Here is a 20581-nt window from a genome sequence, read left to right on the forward strand (position 1 = left end):
CACTTGGCGCTACCTACTTGGGCTAGCCGGCGAAGAAGTCCGCGAGCACCTTGATGAGCCTGTCCGGGGCCTTGATGACGCCGTCGTGGCCCAGGCCCGGGAGGATCGTGTAGCTGGAGCCGGAGAGGACGTCGTGGATCTGGCCGCAGGCCACGCCGAAGTACGCCGGGCTCTTTTCGCCCACCACGATCAGGGTTTCCAGCGGCAGTGCCAGGAACGGCTCGGCCGGCATGTCCGCCGCGATGATGGCCTTGATTTCCCGGACGCCGGTGCGCATCAGCTCGCGCTGCTGCCTGCCCTCGGTGGTGCCGGCCGTGAGCTTGTTGGCGAGCGTCAGCATCGAGAGCGGCATGCGGGACGAAAACGAGCCCCCGGCTTCAAGCCCGCGCTGCAGGACGGCGAGGGCGCGGTCATCGTCGCCGGCGGCAGCTGCCCGCTCGTACTCGGCCGTCCAGTCAGCCTTGACGCTGTGGTTCACGGAGACCGCGGGGTCGTACACGGCCAGCCGCTCCACCGGCAGGGTCCGCGCCGCGTGCAGGGCAACGGCCCCGCCGAAGCTGTGGCCGAAGACGTCCGTGCTCGCGGTGTGTTTCATGACCGTGTCCAGGTCGCGGATGTCCACGTCCAGCGTGTAGTCCTCCGGCTGGGGCGATGACGAACCGCGGCCGCGCCGGTTGAACGTGTGCACCGGACGGCCCAGGGCCGCGCTGAGCTTCTGCGCAAACTTCGTGTAGTCCGCTGCGGTCACCATGGAAGGCGGGACAATAACAACGCCCGAACCGGCGGAAGCGAGTTCCGTGCCCGTGGAGAAGAGCTCCAGCGTGCCGCCGTCGGGGGTCCTGATGTTCTCACGCGTCATGTTCCGAGCCTAGCTGAGCAACCTGAAGGCAAGCATCACGCGCGCTGCACCCCTGGAGACATTTTCGCCTCGGCCTGCGCCGGGATGGTCAGCCCAGTTGTCCTATGAGCACTGCGCTCTGCTCCCGGATGGCAGGGAGTTCTTCGGCCAGCCCGCAGAGGATGAGCCCCGCGTCGGCCGCCTGGAGCGGAGATTCCGATGTTGCCAGTCCGTCTGCCCGCAGGTTGACCAGGGATTCGACGAGGCGGAACGCCAGGTCTCCCGGGTTCCCCGAAGCTGCGGCAGGACCCGCCGGGGACACGGCCGCGCCCAGTTCCCCGTACAGGTTCCGCAGTTCCTGCCGGTCCGCCAGGAACCGCGCGAACCGGCCGCCGCGGGTTTCGGGCAGGTGGTACAGGATTCCGAGGTTCCAGCGGGAGCTGCACAGTTGCGTGCCGTCATAAAGGGCGACGGCGTGAAGCCGGCTTCCCGGTGTCCCCTCACCGGGGGGCAGGTCGGCCACCGCGCGGGCAAACTTCAGCCCGCCCAGCACGGTCCCCTCCAGCAGGTCCTCGAGGATGTCGTCCTTGGTTTTGAAGTGGTGGTACAGGGACGACTGCCTGATCCCCACAGCGTCGGCAATGGACCGGGTGGAGGTGTTGGCGAAGCCGTGCGTCGTGAAAAGCTCGGCCGCCGCATCCAGGATTTCGTCCCGTGCAGTCGCCCCTGGCCTGGAGGGCTGTTGGCTGCGGGGGCGTCCCGGTCCGGCTGAAGTCACGGCATCATTCTTGCACCCGGGCGGGTACGCCTTCGCCACCCCGGGCGGAGGTGAGGAGGCGGAAATACCGTGGAAACAAGATGTCCATGCGCCTTTTACAGAGGCGAAACTCGTTGGGGACATCGCGCTGGAAAACTATCAAGTGACCGGTATTCCGCAGCTTTCGGCCGAGTGCTGCAGAACCGGCGGCCCCCGCCATTCCAGCCCCCGGAGAATCCGATGACCTCAACCATTGCTCCCGCCGTCCACGCGGACGACGCGGATCTGACGTCCCTTGGCTACGAACCCACCCTCCACCGGAAACTCGGCCGCTACGCTTCCTTTGCCGCCGGCTTTTCCTTCGTCTCGATCCTCACCACCATCTTCCAGCTGTTCGCCTTCGGCTACTCGTTCGCGGGGCCGGCCTTCTTCTGGACCTGGCCGGTGGTACTGGTGGGCCAGCTCCTCGTTGCCCTCAACTTCGCGGAACTCGCCGCCCGCTACCCGCTGTCCGGAGCCGTGTACCAGTGGGCCCGCCGCGTCGGGGGAGAGGGAGTGGGCTGGTTCGCCGGCTGGTTCATGGCCATTGCCCAGGTGGTGACAGCCGCCGCCGCCGCGATCGCCCTGCAGGTGGTGCTGCCCCAGCTCTGGGACGGCTTCCAGATAGTTGGCGGTGACCCCGCGCTCAACACCGTCAGCGGAGCGGCCAACGCCGTCATCCTCGGTGCCGTCCTCCTGGTGGCCACCACCATCATCAACTCGCTCGGCGTCAAGCTGATGGCCCACGTCAACTCGGTGGGCGTCACCTGCGAGATCGTCGGCGTCGTGGCCGTCATCCTCGCCCTCATCAGCGCAGCCCAGCGCGGACCTGAGGTTGTTGCGGACACCACCGTGCTCCAGACGTCCGAGCTCGGCGCCGTGGGAGCCTTCCTGGTGTCCGGCCTGATGGCCGCCTACGTGATGGTGGGCTTCAACTCCGCCGGCGAACTCTCGGAAGAAACCAAGGACCCGCGCCGGACAGCGCCGCGCACCATTCTTTCCGCCCTGCTCATCTCGGGCATCGGCGGCGCCCTGATGATCATCACGGCCCTGATGGCCGCCCCAAGCCTCGACGACGGCCGCCTTGCCACCGAGGGCCTGCCCTACGTCCTCACCGCCGTCCTGGGCACATTCTGGGGCAAGGTCCTGCTGGTGGACGTGGCCATCGCCATCTTCGTCTGCACCCTGGCCATCCAGACCGCCGGTTCCCGGCTGGTGTTCTCCATGGCACGCGACGGCAAGCTGCCCGCGTCCGCCCTGCTGTCGACAGTCCACCCCACCCGGGGTACGCCCATGTGGCCGTCGATCGCCATCGGCGCCCTGGCCGTCGGCGTCCTTGCCATCAACGTTGGCAACGCCGCCCTGTTCACCACCCTCTGCAGCGTCTGCATCGTCATGGTCTACATCGCCTACCTCCTGGTCACCGTGCCGCAGCTCGTCAACAGGCTCCGCGGCGACTGGAACCGGGTGGGGCAGGCGCTGCCTGAAGGACTGTTCTCGCTGGGCCGCTGGGGACTCCCGGTGAACATCCTCGCCGTCCTCTACGGCGCCGTCATGGTGGTCAACCTTGCCTGGCCGCGTCCGGAGGTCTACGACCCCTCCGGCGAAAACGGACTCCTCCTTTACTCAGCGCCGCTGATGGTCGCCGTCGTCCTGCTCCTGGGGATGTGGGTCCGACGCCGGAACCTGGCTTCGAAGGCCTGACGCACCGGAGCTCCACCCCGGCTTGCGGAACAACAGCTCCGGGAACAACCACGCGCAACGAACCGCGCTCCAGAACAACACGGGATAGACATGACTCAAGTAACCGAAAACCCGGCATCGGCCGGCACCGCCACCACGGAAGGCGCCCGCGCCCATGCCAGGGAGCAGCACGGCAGGACCGTTGACACGATGCGGTTTGTGCCCGCCGCCTCCGCGCCCGACCGCCTGACCGCCGGCCTCACCGGGGACGCCGCCGCCCAGCCCACCTGGGCCGAATCCCTCGCCTTCGGGCGCTACACCACCATGACCCTGGCCCGGGGCACCAGGATCAGGCTCACGGACACCTCCGGCGACGCCTGCGTGCACGCCCTCCTCTACCGCGCCGGAGCCCTGCACGAGCGGCTCAACATCGCGGACACCGTCAAGGTGCCCTGGCAGGCCTACCCCTCAACAGGCCACCCGCTGCTTTCCGACGCCGGCCGCCTGATGGCCACGATCGTCGCCGATGCCTCCTCCCGCCACGACGCCCTGACGGGCGCCACCACACTGGCGGGGAACACGGCACGGTACGGTGCGGGCACCGCCCACAGTGCGTCCCCTGCCGCCCGCGAGCTGCTTACCCTCGGAGCGCTCAAGAACGGGCTTGGCCCGCGTGACGTGGCGCCGTCGCTGACCCTCTTCAAGGGCATCACCGTGGACCCCGCCGGCAGCATCACCTTCACCGGGAGCGCCGGGCCGGGTGCCGCCGTCGAACTCCTGCTCCAGCTGGACACCGTGCTGGTACTGGCCAACACCGCCCACCCCCTGGACCCGCGCCCTGACTTCACCGGGACTGCCGTCGACATCGTGGCCTGGCATGCGCCGCTGGACCTGGCGGCACTGGAATCCGGAGCACTCACCGGGCCCCTGGCTCCCGAACACCTGCAGGCACTGCACAACACCGAACACGATCTGACCGCGAGGAACGCCTGATGAACACCGCCACCTCCGCCGCTCCCGCAGCAGGCGCCCGCGACATTGCCCTGGCTCCCGGCGACGTGGTCCTCGACGAGCTCGTAGAGGCGCGCGGCCCCTGGTCCGCCGTCGTCTCCGCCGGCGACGTGCTGACCATTGTGGACCTGGAAGGCAACCAGGCCGTGGACTGCCTGCTGTACGCGGCGGACGACACCTCCGTGCGGTACTCCGCCGCCGTCACCATTGCGCAGCAGCAGTCGATTGTCCTGACCACGGGTTCCGTCCTGCGGGCGGAAACCGGCGCGCCCCTGATGACAGTCGTCGCGGACGAAGTGGGCGTTCATGACACCATCGGCGGCGCCTGCTCACAGGAATCGAACACCCTCCGCTATGGCCAGCACACCCGCGAACAGCACGCCTGCGTGGAGAACTTCCTGATCGAGGGCTCGCGCTGGGGCCTGGGCAAACGGGACCTGGTGTCCAACATCAACTGGTTCATGAACGTCCCGGTGGACCCGGACGGCGCCCTGGGCATCGTGGACGGGCTGTCCGCGCCCGGGAAGCGCGTGGCGCTGAGGGCCGAGGTGGACACCCTGGTGCTGGTGTCCAACTGCCCGCAGGTCAACAACCCCTGCAACGGCTTCAACCCCACCCCTGTCCGCATGATCGTCACCCGGCCGGAGGCTGCACTGTGAACTCCTTTGATACGTCGAACACCTTCGACACCCTCCTGATCGCCAACCGCGGCGAAATCGCCTGCCGCATCATCGAATCCGCGAAGAAGCTGGGACTGCGCACCGTTGCCGTCTTCTCCGAGGCAGACCGCGGCGCCAAGCACGTCCGGCTCGCCGACGAGGCTGTACTGCTGGGGCCCGCGCCGGCCAAGGAGTCCTACCTCCGGGTGGACGCCATCCTGGCGGCGGCAAAGGAAACCGGCGCCGGCGCCATCCACCCCGGCTACGGCTTCCTCTCCGAGGACGCCGACTTCGCCGAGGCCGTGGAAGCGGCGGGACTGGTCTTCGTGGGTCCCACCGCCGAGCAGCTGCGCATCTTCGGCACCAAGCACACAGCGCGCGACGCCGCCCGGGCAGCCGGGGTGCCGATGATCGCCGGTTCAGGGCTGCTTGGGGACGTGGACGAGGCCGTTGCGGCCAGTACCGCGATTGGATTCCCGCTGATGCTCAAGGCCACCGGAGGTGGCGGCGGGATCGGCATGACGGTCTGCCGCAACGAGGCCGAGCTCGTGGACAGCTTCCCCCGCGTGGCCCGCCTCGCCGGGGCCAGCTTCGGCACGGCAGGGGTCTTTGCTGAACGCTACGTGGAGAACGCCCGGCACGTCGAGGTGCAGATCTTTGGCGACGGCGAGGGCCGTGTGGTCAGCCTGGGCGACCGCGACTGCTCCCTGCAGCGCCGTCACCAGAAGGTCCTCGAGGAGGCACCCGCGCCGGACCTGCCGGAGGAGCTGCGCGAAGAACTCCACCGCAGCTCCCGGGCCCTCTGCGCCTCCCTTAACTACCGCTCGGCCGGCACGGTCGAGTTCGTCTACGACTCCGCCCGCAAGGAAGCGTCCTTCCTGGAAGTGAACGCCCGGCTCCAAGTGGAGCACCCCGTCACCGAAGCCGTCACCGGGGTGGACCTGGTGGAATGGATGCTCCGCCTTGCCCAGGGCGGCGGCCAGGCCGCCACCGTCCTTGAAGGAGTGCCGGACAGCCTGCCCGTGACCGGCCACGCCGTGGAAGCCCGCGTGTATGCCGAGGATCCGGCCCGCGGCTTCCAGCCCAGCGCCGGCACCGTGACCAACGCCGCCTACCCCGCAACGGCGGACGTCCGGGTGGACGCCTGGGCCGAAACGGGCACCGAAGTGTCCACCAACTACGATCCGCTCCTGGGCAAGATCATCACTTCCGGCACTGACGGCACCGAAGCTTTCGACCGGCTGGCCGCCGCGCTCGCCGGCACCAGGATCGACGGCATCGAGACCAACTTAGGGCTGCTCCGCGCCGCCACCGCCCTGGACGTGGTCCGCAGCGTCGAGCACTCCACGAGCACCCTGGACAACGTGGGCGACCCCGAACCGCGCATCACCGTGGGCCGCCCCGGGCTGCAGACCAGCGTGCAGGACTGGCCCGGCCGGACCGGACTGTGGCAGATCGGCGTCCCGCCGAGCGGGCCCATGGACGACCTGTCCTTCCGGCTCGGCAACACCGCCCTGGGCAACCCGGAAGGTGCGCCCGGCCTGGAATTCACCATGACCGGCCCCAGCCTGGCCTTCACGCACGCCACCACTGTCTGCGTCACCGGCGCGGAGGTGGCAGTGACGGTTGACGGGCAGGAGGTGCCCGCCTGGACGCCGGTGACGGTCCCCGCGGGAGGAACGCTCGACGTCGGCACGGCCGGCGGCAAAGGCCTGCGCGGCTACATCCTGTTCCAGGGCGGCCTGGACATTCCGCAGTACCTGGGCAGCGCCTCCACCTTCACGCTCGGCCAGTTCGGCGGGCACGCCGGACGGGTCCTGCGCGCCGGCGACGTGCTTCGCGCCGTTGCCCCGTCCGCCGGCGCACCTGAAGAAGCCCCCGCAGCAGCAGTGCCCCTCGACAGCCGTCCCGCCCTTAGCTCCACTTGGGAACTCGCCGTGACGGAAGGCCCGCACGGTGCCCCGGAGTTCTTCCAGCGCGAAGACATCGAAGAGCTGTATGCATCCGAGTACGAGGTCCACTTCAACTCCGCCCGCACCGGCGTCCGGCTGACCGGCCCCAAGCCGCGCTGGGCCAGGACCGACGGCGGCGAGGCCGGACTGCACCCGTCCAACATCCATGACACCGCGTACTCGGTGGGTGCCCTGGACTTCACCGGCGACACCCCCATCCTGCTCGGCCCGGACGGCCCCAGCCTGGGCGGGTTCGTCTGCCCGGTCACCGTGGTGACCGCCGATCGCTGGAAGCTCGGCCAGCTCCGGCCGGGGGACAAGGTCCGGTTCGTTCCCGTCCGCGTCAGCCAGGCGCCGTCGGCCAGGGACCTCGGCCCCGGCCGGCAGCTGGTGCTGCCCGGCGACGCCGGCTGGTCCGGGGACCTGTCGAAGGCCACTGCCGCGGCCTCCAGCCTGCCTGCACCGCACGGGGATGGCGACGACGGCGTGCTGGGCCGGGTGCCGGAAGGTCCCGGCCGTCCCGCGGTCACCTACCGCCGCTCCGGCGACGACAACCTGCTTGTGGAGTACGGCGAAATGGTCCTGGACCTCGGCCTCCGCGCCCGGGTGCACGCCCTGCACCAGCACCTCGAACAGCTCCGCGTTCCGGGCATCGTGGACCTCACGCCGGGCATCCGCTCCCTGCAGGTCAAGGTGGATCCCGCGGTCCTGTCCACGAAGCGCCTGCTGGGACTGGTCCGGGAGATCGAGGCGGCACTGCCGGCGAGTTCCGAGCTGGTGGTTCCCAGCCGCACCGTCCGGCTGCCGCTGTCCTGGGACGACCCGGCCACCCGCGAGGCCATCGAACGCTACATGGCGGGCGTCCGCGACGACGCCCCCTGGTGCCCCTGGAACATCGAATTCATCCGGCGGATCAACGGCCTGGACTCGGTCAGTGACGTCTTCGACACCGTGTTCAACGCCGAGTACCTGGTCCTCGGGCTGGGCGACGTCTACCTTGGCGCCCCGGTGGCCACGCCGCTGGATCCCCGGCACCGCCTGGTCACCACCAAGTACAACCCCGCCCGCACCTGGACCCCGGAAAACGCGGTGGGCATCGGGGGCGCGTACATGTGCATCTACGGCATGGAAGGACCTGGCGGCTACCAGTTCGTAGGCCGCACCACCCAGGTCTGGTCGCGCTACGCGGAGTCCGCCCCGTTCGAGCCCGGTTCGCCGTGGCTGCTGCGCTTCTTCGACCGGATCTCCTGGTACCCGGTCAGCCCCGAGGAACTCCTGGATCTCCGTGCGGACATGGCCGCCGGCCGCGGCCGCGGAGTGGAGATCGAGGACGGAACCTTTTCGCTGGCCGAGCACGAGGTGTTCCTCGAGGAAAACCGAGAGTCCATCGCGGCGTTCCGGGAAAAGCAGGGCGAGGCATTCGCCGTGGAACGGCAGGCATGGGCCGACGCCGGCGAGTTCGACCGTGCCGACGCCCTGGCCGCTGTCATCTCACCGGTGGCAGATGAGGTGACTGTTCCCGACGGCGGGTCCCTCGTGGCCGCGCCGTTCGCCGCGAGCGTCTGGAAGGTTGACGTGGCGGAAGGCGACCGGGTGGTGCAGGGCCAGGCGCTGGTCTCGCTGGAGGCGATGAAGATGGAAACCGTCCTGGAAGCTCCCTGTGACGGCGTTGTGCTCCGCGTCCTGCCGGCCGCCGGTTCGCAGGTGGTGGCGGGAGAGGCAGTGGTGGTCCTCGGCAGCGCGGATGGGGAGTCCGTGTCCGTTGCCGAAGCGCAGGAACTGGAAGAGGCAACAGTATGAGCACCGTAACCACCGGCCCGGCCGGCACGCGGGTCAAGGCGGCGCTGGCCGCGCTGGATGCAGTGGACCGTCCGGAAATCTGGATCACCCTGCGCAGTGCGGATGACCTCCTGGCGGAGGCCGCCGCCATCGACACGGCGGTGTCGGGTGGAGCCCGACTGCCGCTGGCCGGGCTCCTGCTCGCCGTCAAGAACAACGTTGACGTCGCGGGAATCCCCACGACGGCCGCATGCCCCGGCTTCGCCTACCTGCCGGAGGAGGACGCCGAAGCGGTTGCCCGCCTCCGTGCCGGGGGCGCCCTGGTGCTGGGCGCCACCAACCTGGACCAGTTCGCCACCGGCCTGGTGGGCACCCGCAGCCCGCACGGGGCGGTCCGGGATTCCCGCCGACCGGACTACATTTCCGGCGGCTCCAGCTCCGGCTCGGCAGCCGCTGTGGCCCTTGGCCTGGTGGATATCGCCATCGGAACGGACACCGCCGGCTCGGGCCGCGTGCCCGCCGGGCTGCAGGGGATCGTGGGCATCAAGCCGACGCTGGATGTTGTGTCCACCGCCGGCGTCGTGCCCGCATGCCGGTCCTGGGACGCCGTCACCATCTTCGCCCGCCACCTCTCGACGGCGGAGCTCGCCATGGGCGTGATGGCGGGAGGAGCCCGGTCCTGGCCGGCGGACATCCGGCTGGCGGCACCGGAAAAGCCGCGGGTCGCCTATCCCGCAACCCTGCCGGCGCTGCCGGACGCCTGGGCAGCCGAATTCCACCGCAATGTGGACCGGCTCAAGGGACTGGGCGTGGAGGCGGAGGCGATCGAATTCGATGCCTTCCTCGAGGCCGCCCGGCTGCTGTACGACGGCGGGCTGGTGGCGGAGCGCCACGCCGCTGTCGGCAGTTTCCTGGCAAAGCACGACGGCGGCGCGCGCAGCCAGGCGGGCATCGACCCCACCGTGGAACGCATCATCCGGGCGGCCGGCAGCGTGCCCGCCCACCGGTACGTGGCTGACACGGCCAAGCTGGAAGCGTTGAAACAGCAGGCAATGGCGCGGCTGGAAGGGTTTGACGCCCTGCTGATCCCCACCGCCCCGTTCCACCCCACCCTTGCCGATGTGGCCGCGGACCCGGTGGGGGTGAACTCGCTGATGGGGACGTACACGAACTTCTGCAACCTGTTTGACCTCAGCGCTGTTGCGGTGCCGGCCGGCACGGTGGACGGCGCGCAGTTCGGGCTGACCGTGGTGGCACGGACGTTCGAGGACGCCGTTGCCGCGGACATCGCCCGGCTCCTTGAGGTGACCCCCGAAGCGCCTGCCCTCTTCGCTCGTGCCCTTCACGAGCCTGGCGCGGCGCCGGCGGCTGCCGGCGAAGCTGCCCACCCGTCGTCGTCCGTTCCCTGGCCGGTGGCTGCAGGCGCAACCGCCGTGCCGCTGGTGGTGGTCGGCGCGCACCGGAAGGGGCAGCCCCTGGCCCGCCAGCTGGAGGAGCTCGGCGCCGCCTGGGACGGCCCCGTCCGCACCGCGGCCCGCTACCGGATGGTTTCCCTGGACACCGAACCGCCGAAGCCCGGGGTGTACCGTGCGGAGGACGGCGGAGCCGAACTTGTGGGAGAACGGTGGCTCGTGTCCCCGGCCGGGCTGGGGGCGTTCCTGGCTGCCCTGCCCGAACCCATGCTGCTCGGATCAATCCAACTGGCCGACGGTTCCCGGGCTGTGGGGTTCGCCTGCGATGCGGTGGCCGCCGCACAGGGGGAGGACATCACGGTCTACGGCGACTGGCTGGCCGCCAAGGACCATCTGTCCCGTCCCGCGGGCGTGGGGCAGGACCTCGGGGAAGCCGCGCTGGCAGGGTCCAGCCGCGGCGCCTAGCCCTTGAAGTACGTGGAAATGTCGGTGACCAGTTCGCCCACGGCAGCCGGGATGGAACCGTGGAAGCACTTGGGGGAGAGCTCGTAGGTGCTGCCGGGGACCGCAGCGTGCAGCCGCTCGGCCGTTGCCTTGTAATAGCCGGGACTCTTGCCGCCCGCCATGAAGTGGGTGTTGGCAGGAAGCACGCTGAAGTCCCTGGCATGGTCCGCCTCCTTGTAGGCGGCCCGGAGCTCGCCCACACCGCTGGGCATGACTTCCTGGAACATCCGGTTCACCTTGGTCCGGGACAGCACGGCCATCAGCCCGGCAAGGGCGGGCTCGGGGATCCTCGCCAAAGCCGAACCCGGTTTGGTGGCCTTCTTCATATGGGCCAGGGCATGGCCAACCTTGCCGTTGTTCACGGCGTCCTCGAACCCGTCCAGCCAGCCGGTGTCGATGCTGCCGTCGATGTTCACGGCGGCGTCGTACACCGCAAGCTTGTCCGGCACGTACGCGGTGCCGGTGAACTCCTGCACCGCGTTGAGGGCCACGGATCCGCCCAGGCTGTGGCCCAGGATGTTCCTAGCGCCCGTGGCATCCAGGACCGTGCGCACATCCGCGATCTCGGTGGCCATGGAGTAGTCCGCTGGCTGCTCCGACGAGCTTCCCCGCCCGCGGCGGTCATACACGTCAACGGCCCACCCGTCGCCGAGGCCCTTCGCCAGGGCCACGGAAAAGGGCCGATAGATCAGGGCGGTGAGGAAGGCCCCGCCGATCAGCAGCACCCGGCGGTCTCCCGGCGCATCTTCGGTGCCGTAGCTGTACAAAGCCAGCCGGCCGCCGTCGTGCGTTGGAAGTACCTGTTCTTTCACCACCCCATCCTAGGCAGGCGCCTGCGGGGCAGCCGCGAAGCCGGGCTGTCCAACTCCCGGTAAACTTGGGGATTGTGACTTCCCAAAACACCCCCGCGCCCAAGAACGCCCCAGAGCCCCTCGACGCCAGCGAGCAGATGCGGATCCGCATGGAGAAGCGCGCCAAACTGATCGAGCGCGGCACCGAGGCGTACCCGGTGGGCGTGGAGCGGACGCACTCCCTCGCCGAGATCCGCGAGAAGTACGCCCACCTTGAGGCGGACGACACCACGGGGGACACCGTGGGAGTCACCGGCCGCGTGGTGTTTATCCGCAACACCGGCAAGCTGTGCTTCGCCACCCTCCAGGAGGGCGGCACCGACGGCAAGGGAACCCGGCTCCAGGCCATGCTGAGCCTCGCCAACGTGGGCGAAGAGGCGCTCGCGGACTGGAAGGCCCTGGTTGACCTCGGCGACCACGTGTTTATCAAGGGCGAGGTCATCTCCTCCCGCCGCGGCGAACTGTCCGTCATGGCAGAGTCCTGGTCCATGGCCTCCAAGGCGCTCCGCCCGCTGCCGGTGCTGCACGCGGAACTGAACGAAGAGACCCGTGTCCGCCAGCGCTACGTGGACCTGATGGTCCGCGACGAAGCCCGCGAAATGGTCTACACCCGCGCCGCCATCACCCGCTCCATCCGCGAAACACTCTTCCGCCACAGCTACGTGGAGGTGGAGACCCCCATCCTCAACCTGGTCCACGGCGGCGCGCTGGCGCGTCCGTTCGAGACCCACATGAACGCCTTCGACCAGAAGATGACCCTGCGCATCGCCACCGAGCTCTACCTCAAGCGCGCTGTGGTGGGCGGGATCGACCGCGTCTACGACATGGGCCGCGTGTTCCGCAACGAGGGCGTGGACTCCACCCACAGCCCGGAGTTCACCACCCTTGAGTGCTACGAGGCGTGGGCTGACCAGTTCGTGATGGCCGAGCGCATCAAGGAGATCATCCTCGACGCCGCCGACGCCGTGGGTGCCGGACGTGTCCTCCAGACGGACGCCGGGGAGATTGACCTCGACGGCGAGTGGGCCTGGCTTGCCGTGTACCCGGGGCTTTCCGACGCCGTTGGCCAGGAAGTCACGCCGGATACTCCGCTGGAGGTGCTCCGCGACATCGCCGCAAAGCACGAGGTCAAGGTGGACCCGAAGTGGGATGCCGAGAAGCTCGCTGTTGAGTTGTTCGGCGAGATCGTGGAGCCCACGCTGCTGAACCCCACCTTCGTCTACGATTACCCGCCGTCCGCCCAGCCGCTGGCCCGTCCGCACCGCGAGGACGGCCGCCTGATCGAAGCCTGGGACCTCATCATCGGCGGAATGGAGCGTGGCACCGCCTTCTCCGAGCTGATCGACCCCGTTATCCAGCGCGAACGCCTGACCGAGCAGTCACGCCATGCGGCCGCCGGGGACGAAGAGGCAATGCAGCTGGACGAGGACTTCCTGCGTGCCCTGGAGTACGGTGCTCCGCCGATGGGCGGAATCGGACTGGGGATCGACCGGCTGGTCATGCTGTTCACGGGAGCCGGAATCCGCGAAACGATTCTCTTCCCGTTGCTCAAGCCGGAAGGGCACTGACCGTGGAATATGTAGCTGTCCTTCTTCCGTCCGTGGTGGTGGGCCTGCTTTTTTGGTTTGCCATGAAGTCGATTTTCAATGCGGACAAAGCAGAACGCCAGGCGGAAGCCCAGGCCCAGGCAGAAGCCGAAGCTAAGGCGGCATCCCCCGCGGACCGGACGGACCCGGAATCGAATTGATAAACCCCTGGCTTTTCCCTCCAATATCCCCCGGAACCATTTGCCGCTTTGACGCGTTGCCATAAAGGGAGTCATACTTTTAAGGAAACATCCTGCTTTTCTGCACACCGAACCCTTTCCAAAAGGAAGTCTTTAAATGGCACAGAAAGTAAACATCATCCTCGTTGATGATCTGGATGGGGGATCCGCAGACGAGAATGTGAAGTTTGGCCTTGACGGGACGAACTACGAGATCGATCTTTCGGCGGCAAACGCCGCTGAACTTCGTTCTTCGCTGGAACGTTTTGTTGCAGCCGCACGGAAAACTTCCGGCGGCCGCCCGGCCCGGGCCAAGGCGGCATCGGGGGGACGCAGCCACGACTCTGCACAGATTAGGCAATGGGCCCGCGAAAACGGCTACACGGTTAACAGCCGCGGCCGAATTCAGGCTGAAATCCAGGAAGCCTACCAAAAGGCCCATTCCTAGTTCGTGCCTCGGATAAAAAGGCCCTGCTTCCCGAACGGGAAGCAGGGCCTTTTCCTGTTCCGGGCCTTTGCGTTCCGGGCCGGGAATGGGCGGCTGCCCATTACTCGGGCAGCGACGGTTCATGCGGGTGCCGCGGAGGATTGCCGCGCAGGAAACCTGCGGCGGCAATTTGTTCGGCGACATAGAACACGAACGGCGGGATGTCACCGGTCTTCGCCAGGACCGCCCCGGATCCCAGTGTGGCGAGAGCGACGGCGGCCGCTTCCTTTTCCCTGTCCGGAAGGCTTGCCAGCGCTCCGGACAGGGAACCGAGGGCAAGTACGTGCAGCCACGCGTAGCTGAGGAACGGCCAGCCCGGAAGCCGGCGTGCAGCGAAGCGCTCCAGGTCGGAGGCGCGCAGGGCGAGCTGGGAAACAAACAGGGGCGCCCCCGCGGCAAGGGCGGCGGTGGCTGCGGCCACCAGCGTCCTGGCCCGGCCGGCAGGGAGGGCAAGGGCCAGGCGTGCGAAGGCGGCGGGCATCGCCGCGGTTCCGGCCGCGGCGACGTGCTGTCCCACGATCCATGAGCGCTGCCCTTTGCGGAGCATCGTGAGCCGCCGGGCGGGATCGGGTTCGAGGTAGACGCCGGGCACCGGACTGATGCCCGCAAGCCAGACAATGCCGGCCACCACGGCAACTTCCGCCGGACGACGGACGCGTTTCAGATCCACCTGCGACATCTCATTACCTCCCTGGACCCCTTCTCAGGATATTCCCGAACCACCACGGTTTCCCCTGTGGCGAACACGCTCCACAACCAGGGGCCAGCCACGTAGCATCAAAGTACGTCGTAGCTAGGAGTGTGGCGAAATGTTTGAGCGATTTACGGACCGTGCCCGTCGCGTAGTTGTGCTTGCCCAAGAAGAGGCACGCATGCTGAACCACAATTACATCGGTACCGAACACATCCTCTTGGGTCTTATCCATGAGGGTGAGGGTGTTGCCGCCAAAGCTCTTGAGTCCTTGAGCATTTCGCTCGACGGCGTTCGCGAGCAGGTGCAGGAGATCATCGGACAGGGCCAGCAGGCGCCGTCCGGCCACATCCCCTTCACGCCCCGTGCCAAGAAGGTGCTGGAGCTCTCGCTGCGCGAAGCCCTCCAGCTGGGCCACAACTACATCGGCACGGAGCACATCCTGCTGGGCCTCATCCGCGAAGGTGAGGGTGTTGCTGCCCAGGTGCTGGTCAAGCTCGGCGCCGACCTGAACCGGGTCCGCCAGCAGGTCATCCAGCTCCTGTCGGGCTACCAGGGCAAGGAGACCACCGGCGCAGGCGTCGGCTCCGGGCAGCCCGAGGGCACGCCTGCAGGGTCTGTGGTCCTGGACCAGTTCGGCCGCAACCTCACCCAGGCTGCGCGCGAGAACAAGCTCGACCCCGTCATCGGGCGCGAGCAGGAGATGGAACGCGTCATGCAGGTCCTCTCCCGCCGCACCAAGAACAACCCGGTCCTGATTGGTGAGCCGGGCGTCGGCAAGACGGCCGTCGTCGAGGGCCTGGCCCAGGCGATTGTCCGCGGCGACGTCCCCGAAACCATCAAGGACAAGCAGCTCTACACCCTGGACCTGGGGTCCCTGGTGGCAGGCTCGCGTTACCGCGGTGACTTCGAAGAGCGCCTGAAGAAGGTCCTCAAGGAGATCCGCACCCGCGGCGACATCATCCTTTTCATCGACGAAATCCACACCCTTGTGGGCGCGGGTGCCGCTGAAGGAGCCATCGACGCCGCTTCCATCCTGAAGCCCATGCTGGCCCGCGGCGAGCTGCAGACCATCGGTGCCACCACGCTGGATGAGTACCGCAAACACATCGAAAAGGATGCCGCGCTGGAGCGCCGCTTCCAGCCGATCCAGGTCAAGGAACCCTCCGTGGCGCACGCCATCGAGATCCTCAAGGGGCTGCGTGACCGCTACGAGGCGCACCACCGCGTCACCATCACCGACGGCGCCCTGGCCTCTGCTGCGAGCCTCGCCGAGCGCTACATCTCGGACCGCTTCCTGCCGGACAAGGCGATCGACCTGATCGACGAAGCCGGTGCCCGGCTGCGCATCCGCCGCATGACCGCTCCGCCGGAGCTCAAGGCCATGGACGAGCGCATCGCCAAGCTGAAGATGGAAAAGGAGTCCGCGATTGACGCGCAGGACTTCGAAGGTGCCGCCGCGCTCCGCGACAAGGAGCAGAAGATGATTTCCGAGCGCGCGGAGAAGGAGCGCCACTGGAAGTCCGGCGGCATGGATGACATCTCCGAGGTGGATGAGGATCTCATCGCCGAGGTGCTGGCGAACTCCACCGGCATCCCCGTGTTCAAGCTGACCGAGGAGGAGTCCTCGCGCCTGCTGAAGATGGAAGACGAACTGCACAAGCGCGTGGTGGGCCAGAACGAGGCCATCAAGGCCCTCTCCCAGGCCATCCGCCGTACCCGTGCAGGGCTCAAGGACCCCAAGCGTCCCGGCGGCTCGTTCATCTTCGCCGGCCCCACCGGCGTCGGCAAGACCGAGCTGGCCAAGGCACTCGCGGAGTTCCTGTTCGGTGAAGAGGACGCCCTCATCACCCTGGACATGTCCGAGTACTCCGAGAAGCACACCGTCTCGCGGCTCTTTGGTGCCCCTCCGGGCTACGTGGGCTACGAGGAAGGCGGCCAGCTGACCGAGAAGGTCCGCCGCCGTCCGTTCTCCGTGGTGCTGTTCGACGAAGTTGAAAAGGCCCACGCGGACCTCTTCAACTCGCTGCTGCAGATCCTGGAAGACGGCCGCCTGACCGACTCCCAGGGCCGCGTGGTGGACTTCAAGAACACCGTGATCATCATGACTACCAACCTGGGTACCCGGGACATCTCCAAGAGTGTGGCCACCGGTTTCCAGTCCGGCACCGACACGCAGACCGGCTACAACCGCATGCGTGCCCGTGTGACCGAGGAGCTCAAGCAGCACTTCCGCCCCGAGTTCCTGAACCGTGTGGACGACGTCGTGGTGTTCCCGCAGCTCACCCAGGACGAGATCATCGAGATCGTGGACCTGTTCGTAACCCGGCTGGAGAAGCGCCTCAAGGACAAGGACATGGGCATCGAGCTCACCAAGGCCGCCAAGGTGCTCCTCGCAACCCGCGGCTACGATCCCGCCATGGGTGCCCGGCCGCTGCGCCGGACCATCCAGCGCGAGATCGAGGACCAGCTCTCCGAGAAGATCCTGTTCGGCGAGATCCACCCCGGCGACATCGTCGTTGTGGACGTGGAAGGCGAAGGCGACGACGCGAAGTTCACCTTCGCCGGCAACGCCAAGCCGCGCATCCCGGAAATCGCCCCGAGCGTCTAAGCACCAAAAACCGAAGGCCCCGCCAGCTCCCGAGCAGGCGGGGCCTTCGCTTTGCCCCCGGTCCCGTCAAAGTGTTGGCATCCGGCGGTCACCCGTGGCTAAGTCGCTGCGGCACCGGAGTCATTTGCCGCTTGCTGCTCCTCCGTCGCTTTGACGCAAGCTACACAAATGACCCCGGCCCCTCCGCTTCGCGTGAGGCGCGCCTATGCACGAGGCGACGGACATCAGGCATTTATGTAGGCGCCGTCAAAGCGAGGAACGAGCAGGCGCCGGGAAATGTCTGATGGTCGTCGCCGGAGCGGACCCGGGCGCCCTGCCCCCCCTTTGAACTTGAGCGCCGGCGTCGTTCAGTGGGTAGGTAGCGGTTTGTGATGTGGGACACGGTCGGGTTGAATCGGGGCATGGCTAACTTGGAACCGGCGATCCCGGATGAGCGACCTTTGACCCCTTTTCATGATTTGGACCATTATTTGTCAATCCCGCGGGTAAGTGGCCTTGCGCTGAGCCCGGACGGCACCCGGCTGGTCACTACCGTGGCCACCCTGAACGGGAAAGGCACCGAATTCGGTACCGCGCTGTGGGAGCTGGATCCCGCGGGGCAAAAGCACGCCCGGCGGATCACCCGCAGCGCCAAGGGTGAGGCGGGGGCGGCGTTCGCTGCCAATGGGGACGTCTATTTCACCTCCGCGCGGCCGGACCCGGACAGCCCCGAGGAGGAGCCCGTCAAGGCGCTCTGGCTGCTTCCCGCGGACGGCGGCGAAGCCCGCGTGGTGTTGAACCGGGCCGGCGGAGTGGGCGCCGTGCTGACGGCCCGGAACGCCGACGCCGCCTTCGTGACCGCGGAGGTCCTGGCCGGTTCCGCCGACGAAGAGGAGGACGCCGAACGCCGAAAATCGCGGAAGGACCGCAAGGTCTCCGCCATCCTGCACAGTGAATATCCGGTCCGGTACTGGGACGCGGACCTGGGACCGGGCCAGCCCCGGATCTTCGCGGTTGAGCCCGGCGAAGCACAGGACGGCGGCAAACCGGCAACCGTCGATGCCACCGCGCCGCTGGTCCTGCGGAACCTCACGCCGGATGCCGGACCCAGGCTGCGGGAGGCGGAAACCGTGGTCAGCCCCGATGGCAAAACCATCTACACGAGCTACACCAAGCCGCTGGCCAAGGCCGACAGCAGGTCCATCCTCGTGGCCGTGGACGTGGCCTCCGGCAGCACCAAGGTGCTTCTGGACGAGGAGGGCATGAGCTTTTTCCCGGGTCCCGTCAGCCCCGACGGCAGCACCCTGGCAGTTGTCAGCGAAAGCGACACCACGCCGCAGGAGGCCCCGCAGGTCAAGCTCCACCTGCTGGACGTAGCGGGGGAAGGCGGAGACGCCCCGGGCGGCCTGGTGCCGCTGGCTCACGACTGGGACCGGTGGCCCAAGCCCGCTGCCTGGCTTCCGGACGGGTCCGCCCTCCTGGTCACCGCGGACGACGACGGCGCGTCGCCGGTCTTCCGGATCAGCGTCCCCGCCGGCGCGGCTGAAGTAAGTGTCGCCCGGGTGACGCAGGACGCTGCGGCCTACTCCGACGTCGTGGTTTCGCCGGACGGACGCAGCGCCTACGCCCTGCGGAGCTCCTACGAGTTCCCGCCTGAAGCGGTACGGCTGGACCTGCGGACGGGCGAGGCCACGCGGCTGCCCGCCCCCGCGGAGCGGCCGGTGCGCCCCGGCAGGCTGGAACGCATCGCTGCGACGGCGGCGGACGGGTCCCGTGTCCCGGCCTACCTGGCGCTGCCGGAGGGCGCGTCAGCGGAGTCTCCGGCGCCCATGCTCCTGTGGATCCACGGTGGACCGCTGGGGTCCTGGAACGCCTGGACCTGGCGGTGGAACCCGTGGCTGATGACTGCCAAGGGCTATGCGGTCCTCCTGCCCGACCCTGCGCTCTCCACCGGCTACGGCCAGGCCCACATCCAGCGCGGGTGGGGAGCCTGGGGCAAAGCACCGTACGCGGACCTGATGGCGGTCACGGACGCCGCGGTCCAGCGGCCCGACATCGACGCCGGCCGCACCGCCGCCATGGGAGGGTCCTTCGGCGGCTACATGGCCAACTGGGTGGCAGGGCAGACGGACCGGTTCAGGGCAATCGTGACGCACGCGAGCCTGTGGGCGCTGGACCAGTTCGGCCCCACCACGGACGCCTCGCAGTACTGGCTGAAGGAAATGACAGAAGAGATGGCGCTGGACAATTCACCGCACCTTCACGTCGAAAACATCGGCACGCCCATGCTGGTGATCCATGGAGACAAGGACTACCGGGTGCCCATCGGCGAGGGGCTGCGGCTTTGGTACGAGCTGCTGTCCAAGTCAAAGCTCGCCGCGGACCAGGACGGGCAGACGCCGCATCGGTTCCTGTATTTTCCGGACGAGAACCACTGGGTGCTCCAGCCGCAGCATTCAAAGGTCTGGTATCAGGTTGTGGAGTCATTCCTGGCCAGGAATGTCCTAGACCAGGACGTGCCACTGCCCGCCGAACTCGGGCTGTAGCCTTTCCGGCAGGGTTTAGGGAACGCCCTTTTCGGGCAAACTATTCAGGCAATGCCCCTATTCAGGCAAAGCACCGCCCGCTCCCAAAAAGGGCGCGGGCGGGGCTTTGCAAAGGCCTTTTGCTGGCTGTGCCCTCATCGTCGAAAAGAAATGGCGGCCCGGATAAGGAAAGCCGGCGGCAGTTTCCGGCCGGATGGAAAGCCGTACAGCCAAAAGATTGCTGGTGCCCGCACAGGGAAAGGAAGTACAAAAGGGCGGCAAGCTGACAGATGCGGAGTCCCGCAATTCCATCGGGAAGCAGTCCAGGTGGCATTCCCGGCCGCGTGACTAACCCACCAGGCGCCCGGCTGCGCGGCATTTGTGCGGGCCCCGATAACACCCGGCGGCACTGTCAAACGGACAGGGCCGAAATACCCGGAAAGAAGGGCGCGGTGGGGCTGCCTTTGACCGCGAACTAGGATTGCCCTGTGACTGACTCCTTTCATATTCGCCCTGCCCGTACCGGTGACGTCCCCGCCATCAAGAAGCTGGTGGCGCCGCTGGCGGAGCAGCGGATCCTCATGGCCAAGGAGACGGTGGCCTACTACGAAAGCCTGCAGGAGTTTCGGATCGCTGAATCCAGCGACGGCGAGGTCATTGGCTGCGGCGCGCTGCACGTCATGTGGGAAGACCTTGCCGAGGTCCGCACGCTCGCTGCTTCCCAGGACTGGCGCGGCAAGGGAGTAGGGCACGTGCTGGTGGAAAGCCTCCTGGATGAAGCCCGGGCCCTTGGCGTCTCCCGTGTTTTCTGCCTGACGTTCGAGGTGGACTTCTTCAAGCGCCACGGGTTCGACGTCATGGCCGACCAGTCAGCAGTTGATCCCGTGGTTTATTCGGAACTCCTCCGCTCGCATGATGAGGGTGTTGCCGAGTTCCTGGACCTCGCGCGGGTCAAGCCCAACACCTTGGGCAACACACGCATGATCAAAGTGCTGTAGCAGCCGCCTGATCTGTGAGGACTTGTTTTATTCGATTTGA

General features: G+C 67.7%; 15 protein-coding genes. 11 read left to right on the forward strand and 4 right to left on the reverse strand.

Annotated elements, in window-relative coordinates:
- Positions 1-22: 22 nt before the first annotated feature.
- Positions 23-859 carry an alpha/beta hydrolase gene (locus U7114_RS15305; protein ID WP_321215072.1) on the reverse strand — a complete coding sequence of 279 codons (837 nt, stop codon included), beginning with the start codon at positions 857-859 and terminating at the stop codon, positions 23-25.
- A gap of 88 nt (positions 860-947) precedes the next feature.
- Positions 948-1616 carry a TetR/AcrR family transcriptional regulator gene (locus U7114_RS15310; RefSeq protein WP_323057842.1) on the reverse strand — a complete coding sequence of 223 codons (669 nt, stop codon included), beginning with the start codon at positions 1614-1616 and terminating at the stop codon, positions 948-950.
- Positions 1617-1835: 219 nt separating this feature from the next.
- Here U7114_RS15310 and U7114_RS15315 point away from each other — a divergent pair, with 219 nt between their 5' ends.
- The 5 genes from U7114_RS15315 to atzF all read left to right on the forward strand — a co-directional run bounded on the left by U7114_RS15315 (position 1836) and on the right by atzF (position 10595).
- The gene (locus U7114_RS15315) at positions 1836-3338 is read left to right on the forward strand and encodes an amino acid permease (RefSeq protein ID WP_323057843.1); all 1503 of its coding nucleotides are present in this window, start codon (positions 1836-1838) and stop codon (positions 3336-3338) included.
- A 90-nt stretch (positions 3339-3428) separates the two neighbouring features.
- Positions 3429-4310: an urea amidolyase associated protein UAAP1 gene (locus U7114_RS15320; protein WP_323057844.1), complete on the forward strand. Its 882-nt coding sequence runs from the start codon at positions 3429-3431 to the stop codon at positions 4308-4310.
- Entirely contained in the window at positions 4310-4987 is a 678-nt protein-coding gene (locus tag U7114_RS15325; RefSeq protein WP_321215076.1) for an urea amidolyase associated protein UAAP2, read from the forward strand. Before U7114_RS15320 ends, U7114_RS15325 begins: the two co-directional genes overlap by 1 nt.
- A complete protein-coding gene (gene uca, locus U7114_RS15330; RefSeq protein WP_323057845.1) occupies positions 4984-8739 on the forward strand; it encodes an urea carboxylase in 3756 nt (1251 codons plus the stop codon). The genes U7114_RS15325 and uca overlap by 4 nt, the downstream gene beginning before the upstream one ends.
- On the forward strand, positions 8736-10595 hold the full coding sequence (gene atzF / locus U7114_RS15335) for an allophanate hydrolase (RefSeq protein ID WP_323057846.1): 1860 nt from the start codon (positions 8736-8738) through the stop codon (positions 10593-10595). The genes uca and atzF overlap by 4 nt, the downstream gene beginning before the upstream one ends.
- On the opposite strand, the gene U7114_RS15340 is transcribed toward atzF, so the two are convergent.
- Positions 10592-11446, reverse strand: coding sequence for an alpha/beta hydrolase (locus U7114_RS15340; protein WP_323057847.1), 855 nt, complete (start codon positions 11444-11446; stop codon positions 10592-10594). The genes atzF and U7114_RS15340 overlap by 4 nt on opposite strands.
- Before the next feature lie 74 nt (positions 11447-11520).
- Here U7114_RS15340 and lysS point away from each other — a divergent pair, with 74 nt between their 5' ends.
- From lysS to U7114_RS15355, 3 genes are all read left to right on the forward strand, one after another.
- Positions 11521-13053, forward strand: coding sequence for a lysine--tRNA ligase (gene lysS / locus U7114_RS15345; RefSeq protein ID WP_323057848.1), 1533 nt, complete (start codon positions 11521-11523; stop codon positions 13051-13053).
- Positions 13054-13055: 2 nt separating this feature from the next.
- The gene (locus tag U7114_RS15350; protein WP_321215081.1) at positions 13056-13232 is read left to right on the forward strand and encodes a hypothetical protein; all 177 of its coding nucleotides are present in this window, start codon (positions 13056-13058) and stop codon (positions 13230-13232) included.
- A gap of 136 nt (positions 13233-13368) precedes the next feature.
- The gene (locus tag U7114_RS15355; RefSeq protein ID WP_157239706.1) at positions 13369-13698 is read left to right on the forward strand and encodes a histone-like nucleoid-structuring protein Lsr2; all 330 of its coding nucleotides are present in this window, start codon (positions 13369-13371) and stop codon (positions 13696-13698) included.
- A 100-nt stretch (positions 13699-13798) separates the two neighbouring features.
- On the opposite strand, the gene U7114_RS15360 is transcribed toward U7114_RS15355, so the two are convergent.
- The gene (locus tag U7114_RS15360) at positions 13799-14416 is read right to left on the reverse strand and encodes a hypothetical protein (RefSeq protein ID WP_323057849.1); all 618 of its coding nucleotides are present in this window, start codon (positions 14414-14416) and stop codon (positions 13799-13801) included.
- Between the two features lie 130 nt (positions 14417-14546).
- On the opposite strand from U7114_RS15360, the gene U7114_RS15365 reads away from it, so the two are divergent.
- The 3 genes from U7114_RS15365 to U7114_RS15375 all read left to right on the forward strand — a co-directional run bounded on the left by U7114_RS15365 (position 14547) and on the right by U7114_RS15375 (position 20541).
- Positions 14547-17039 carry an ATP-dependent Clp protease ATP-binding subunit gene (locus U7114_RS15365; RefSeq protein ID WP_157239703.1) on the forward strand — a complete coding sequence of 831 codons (2493 nt, stop codon included), beginning with the start codon at positions 14547-14549 and terminating at the stop codon, positions 17037-17039.
- A 401-nt stretch (positions 17040-17440) separates the two neighbouring features.
- The gene (locus U7114_RS15370) at positions 17441-19564 is read left to right on the forward strand and encodes a prolyl oligopeptidase family serine peptidase (RefSeq protein WP_323057850.1); all 2124 of its coding nucleotides are present in this window, start codon (positions 17441-17443) and stop codon (positions 19562-19564) included.
- Between the two features lie 467 nt (positions 19565-20031).
- Positions 20032-20541: an amino-acid N-acetyltransferase gene (locus U7114_RS15375; protein WP_104996474.1), complete on the forward strand. Its 510-nt coding sequence runs from the start codon at positions 20032-20034 to the stop codon at positions 20539-20541.
- The last annotated feature ends 40 nt before the right edge of the window (positions 20542-20581 follow it).

Origin of the sequence: Pseudarthrobacter sp. C1 (assembly GCF_034720455.1) — a bacterium.
Taxonomy (GTDB): Bacteria; Actinomycetota; Actinomycetes; order Actinomycetales; family Micrococcaceae; genus Arthrobacter.

Excerpts from the sequence above, each read along its gene's own strand:
- U7114_RS15305 (WP_321215072.1), bottom strand. The coding sequence starts at position 859 with ATGACGCGTGAGAACATCAGGACCCCCGACGGCGGCACGCTGGAGCTC.
- U7114_RS15315 (WP_323057843.1), top strand. The coding sequence starts at position 1,836 with ATGACCTCAACCATTGCTCCCGCCGTCCACGCGGACGACGCGGATCTG.
- U7114_RS15320 (WP_323057844.1), top strand. The coding sequence starts at position 3,429 with ATGACTCAAGTAACCGAAAACCCGGCATCGGCCGGCACCGCCACCACG.
- U7114_RS15325 (WP_321215076.1), top strand. The coding sequence starts at position 4,310 with ATGAACACCGCCACCTCCGCCGCTCCCGCAGCAGGCGCCCGCGACATT.
- atzF (WP_323057846.1), top strand. The coding sequence starts at position 8,736 with ATGAGCACCGTAACCACCGGCCCGGCCGGCACGCGGGTCAAGGCGGCG.
- U7114_RS15355 (WP_157239706.1), top strand. The coding sequence starts at position 13,369 with ATGGCACAGAAAGTAAACATCATCCTCGTTGATGATCTGGATGGGGGA.
- U7114_RS15360 (WP_323057849.1), bottom strand. The coding sequence starts at position 14,416 with ATGTCGCAGGTGGATCTGAAACGCGTCCGTCGTCCGGCGGAAGTTGCC.
- U7114_RS15365 (WP_157239703.1), top strand. The coding sequence starts at position 14,547 with ATGTTTGAGCGATTTACGGACCGTGCCCGTCGCGTAGTTGTGCTTGCC.
- U7114_RS15370 (WP_323057850.1), top strand. The coding sequence starts at position 17,441 with ATGGCTAACTTGGAACCGGCGATCCCGGATGAGCGACCTTTGACCCCT.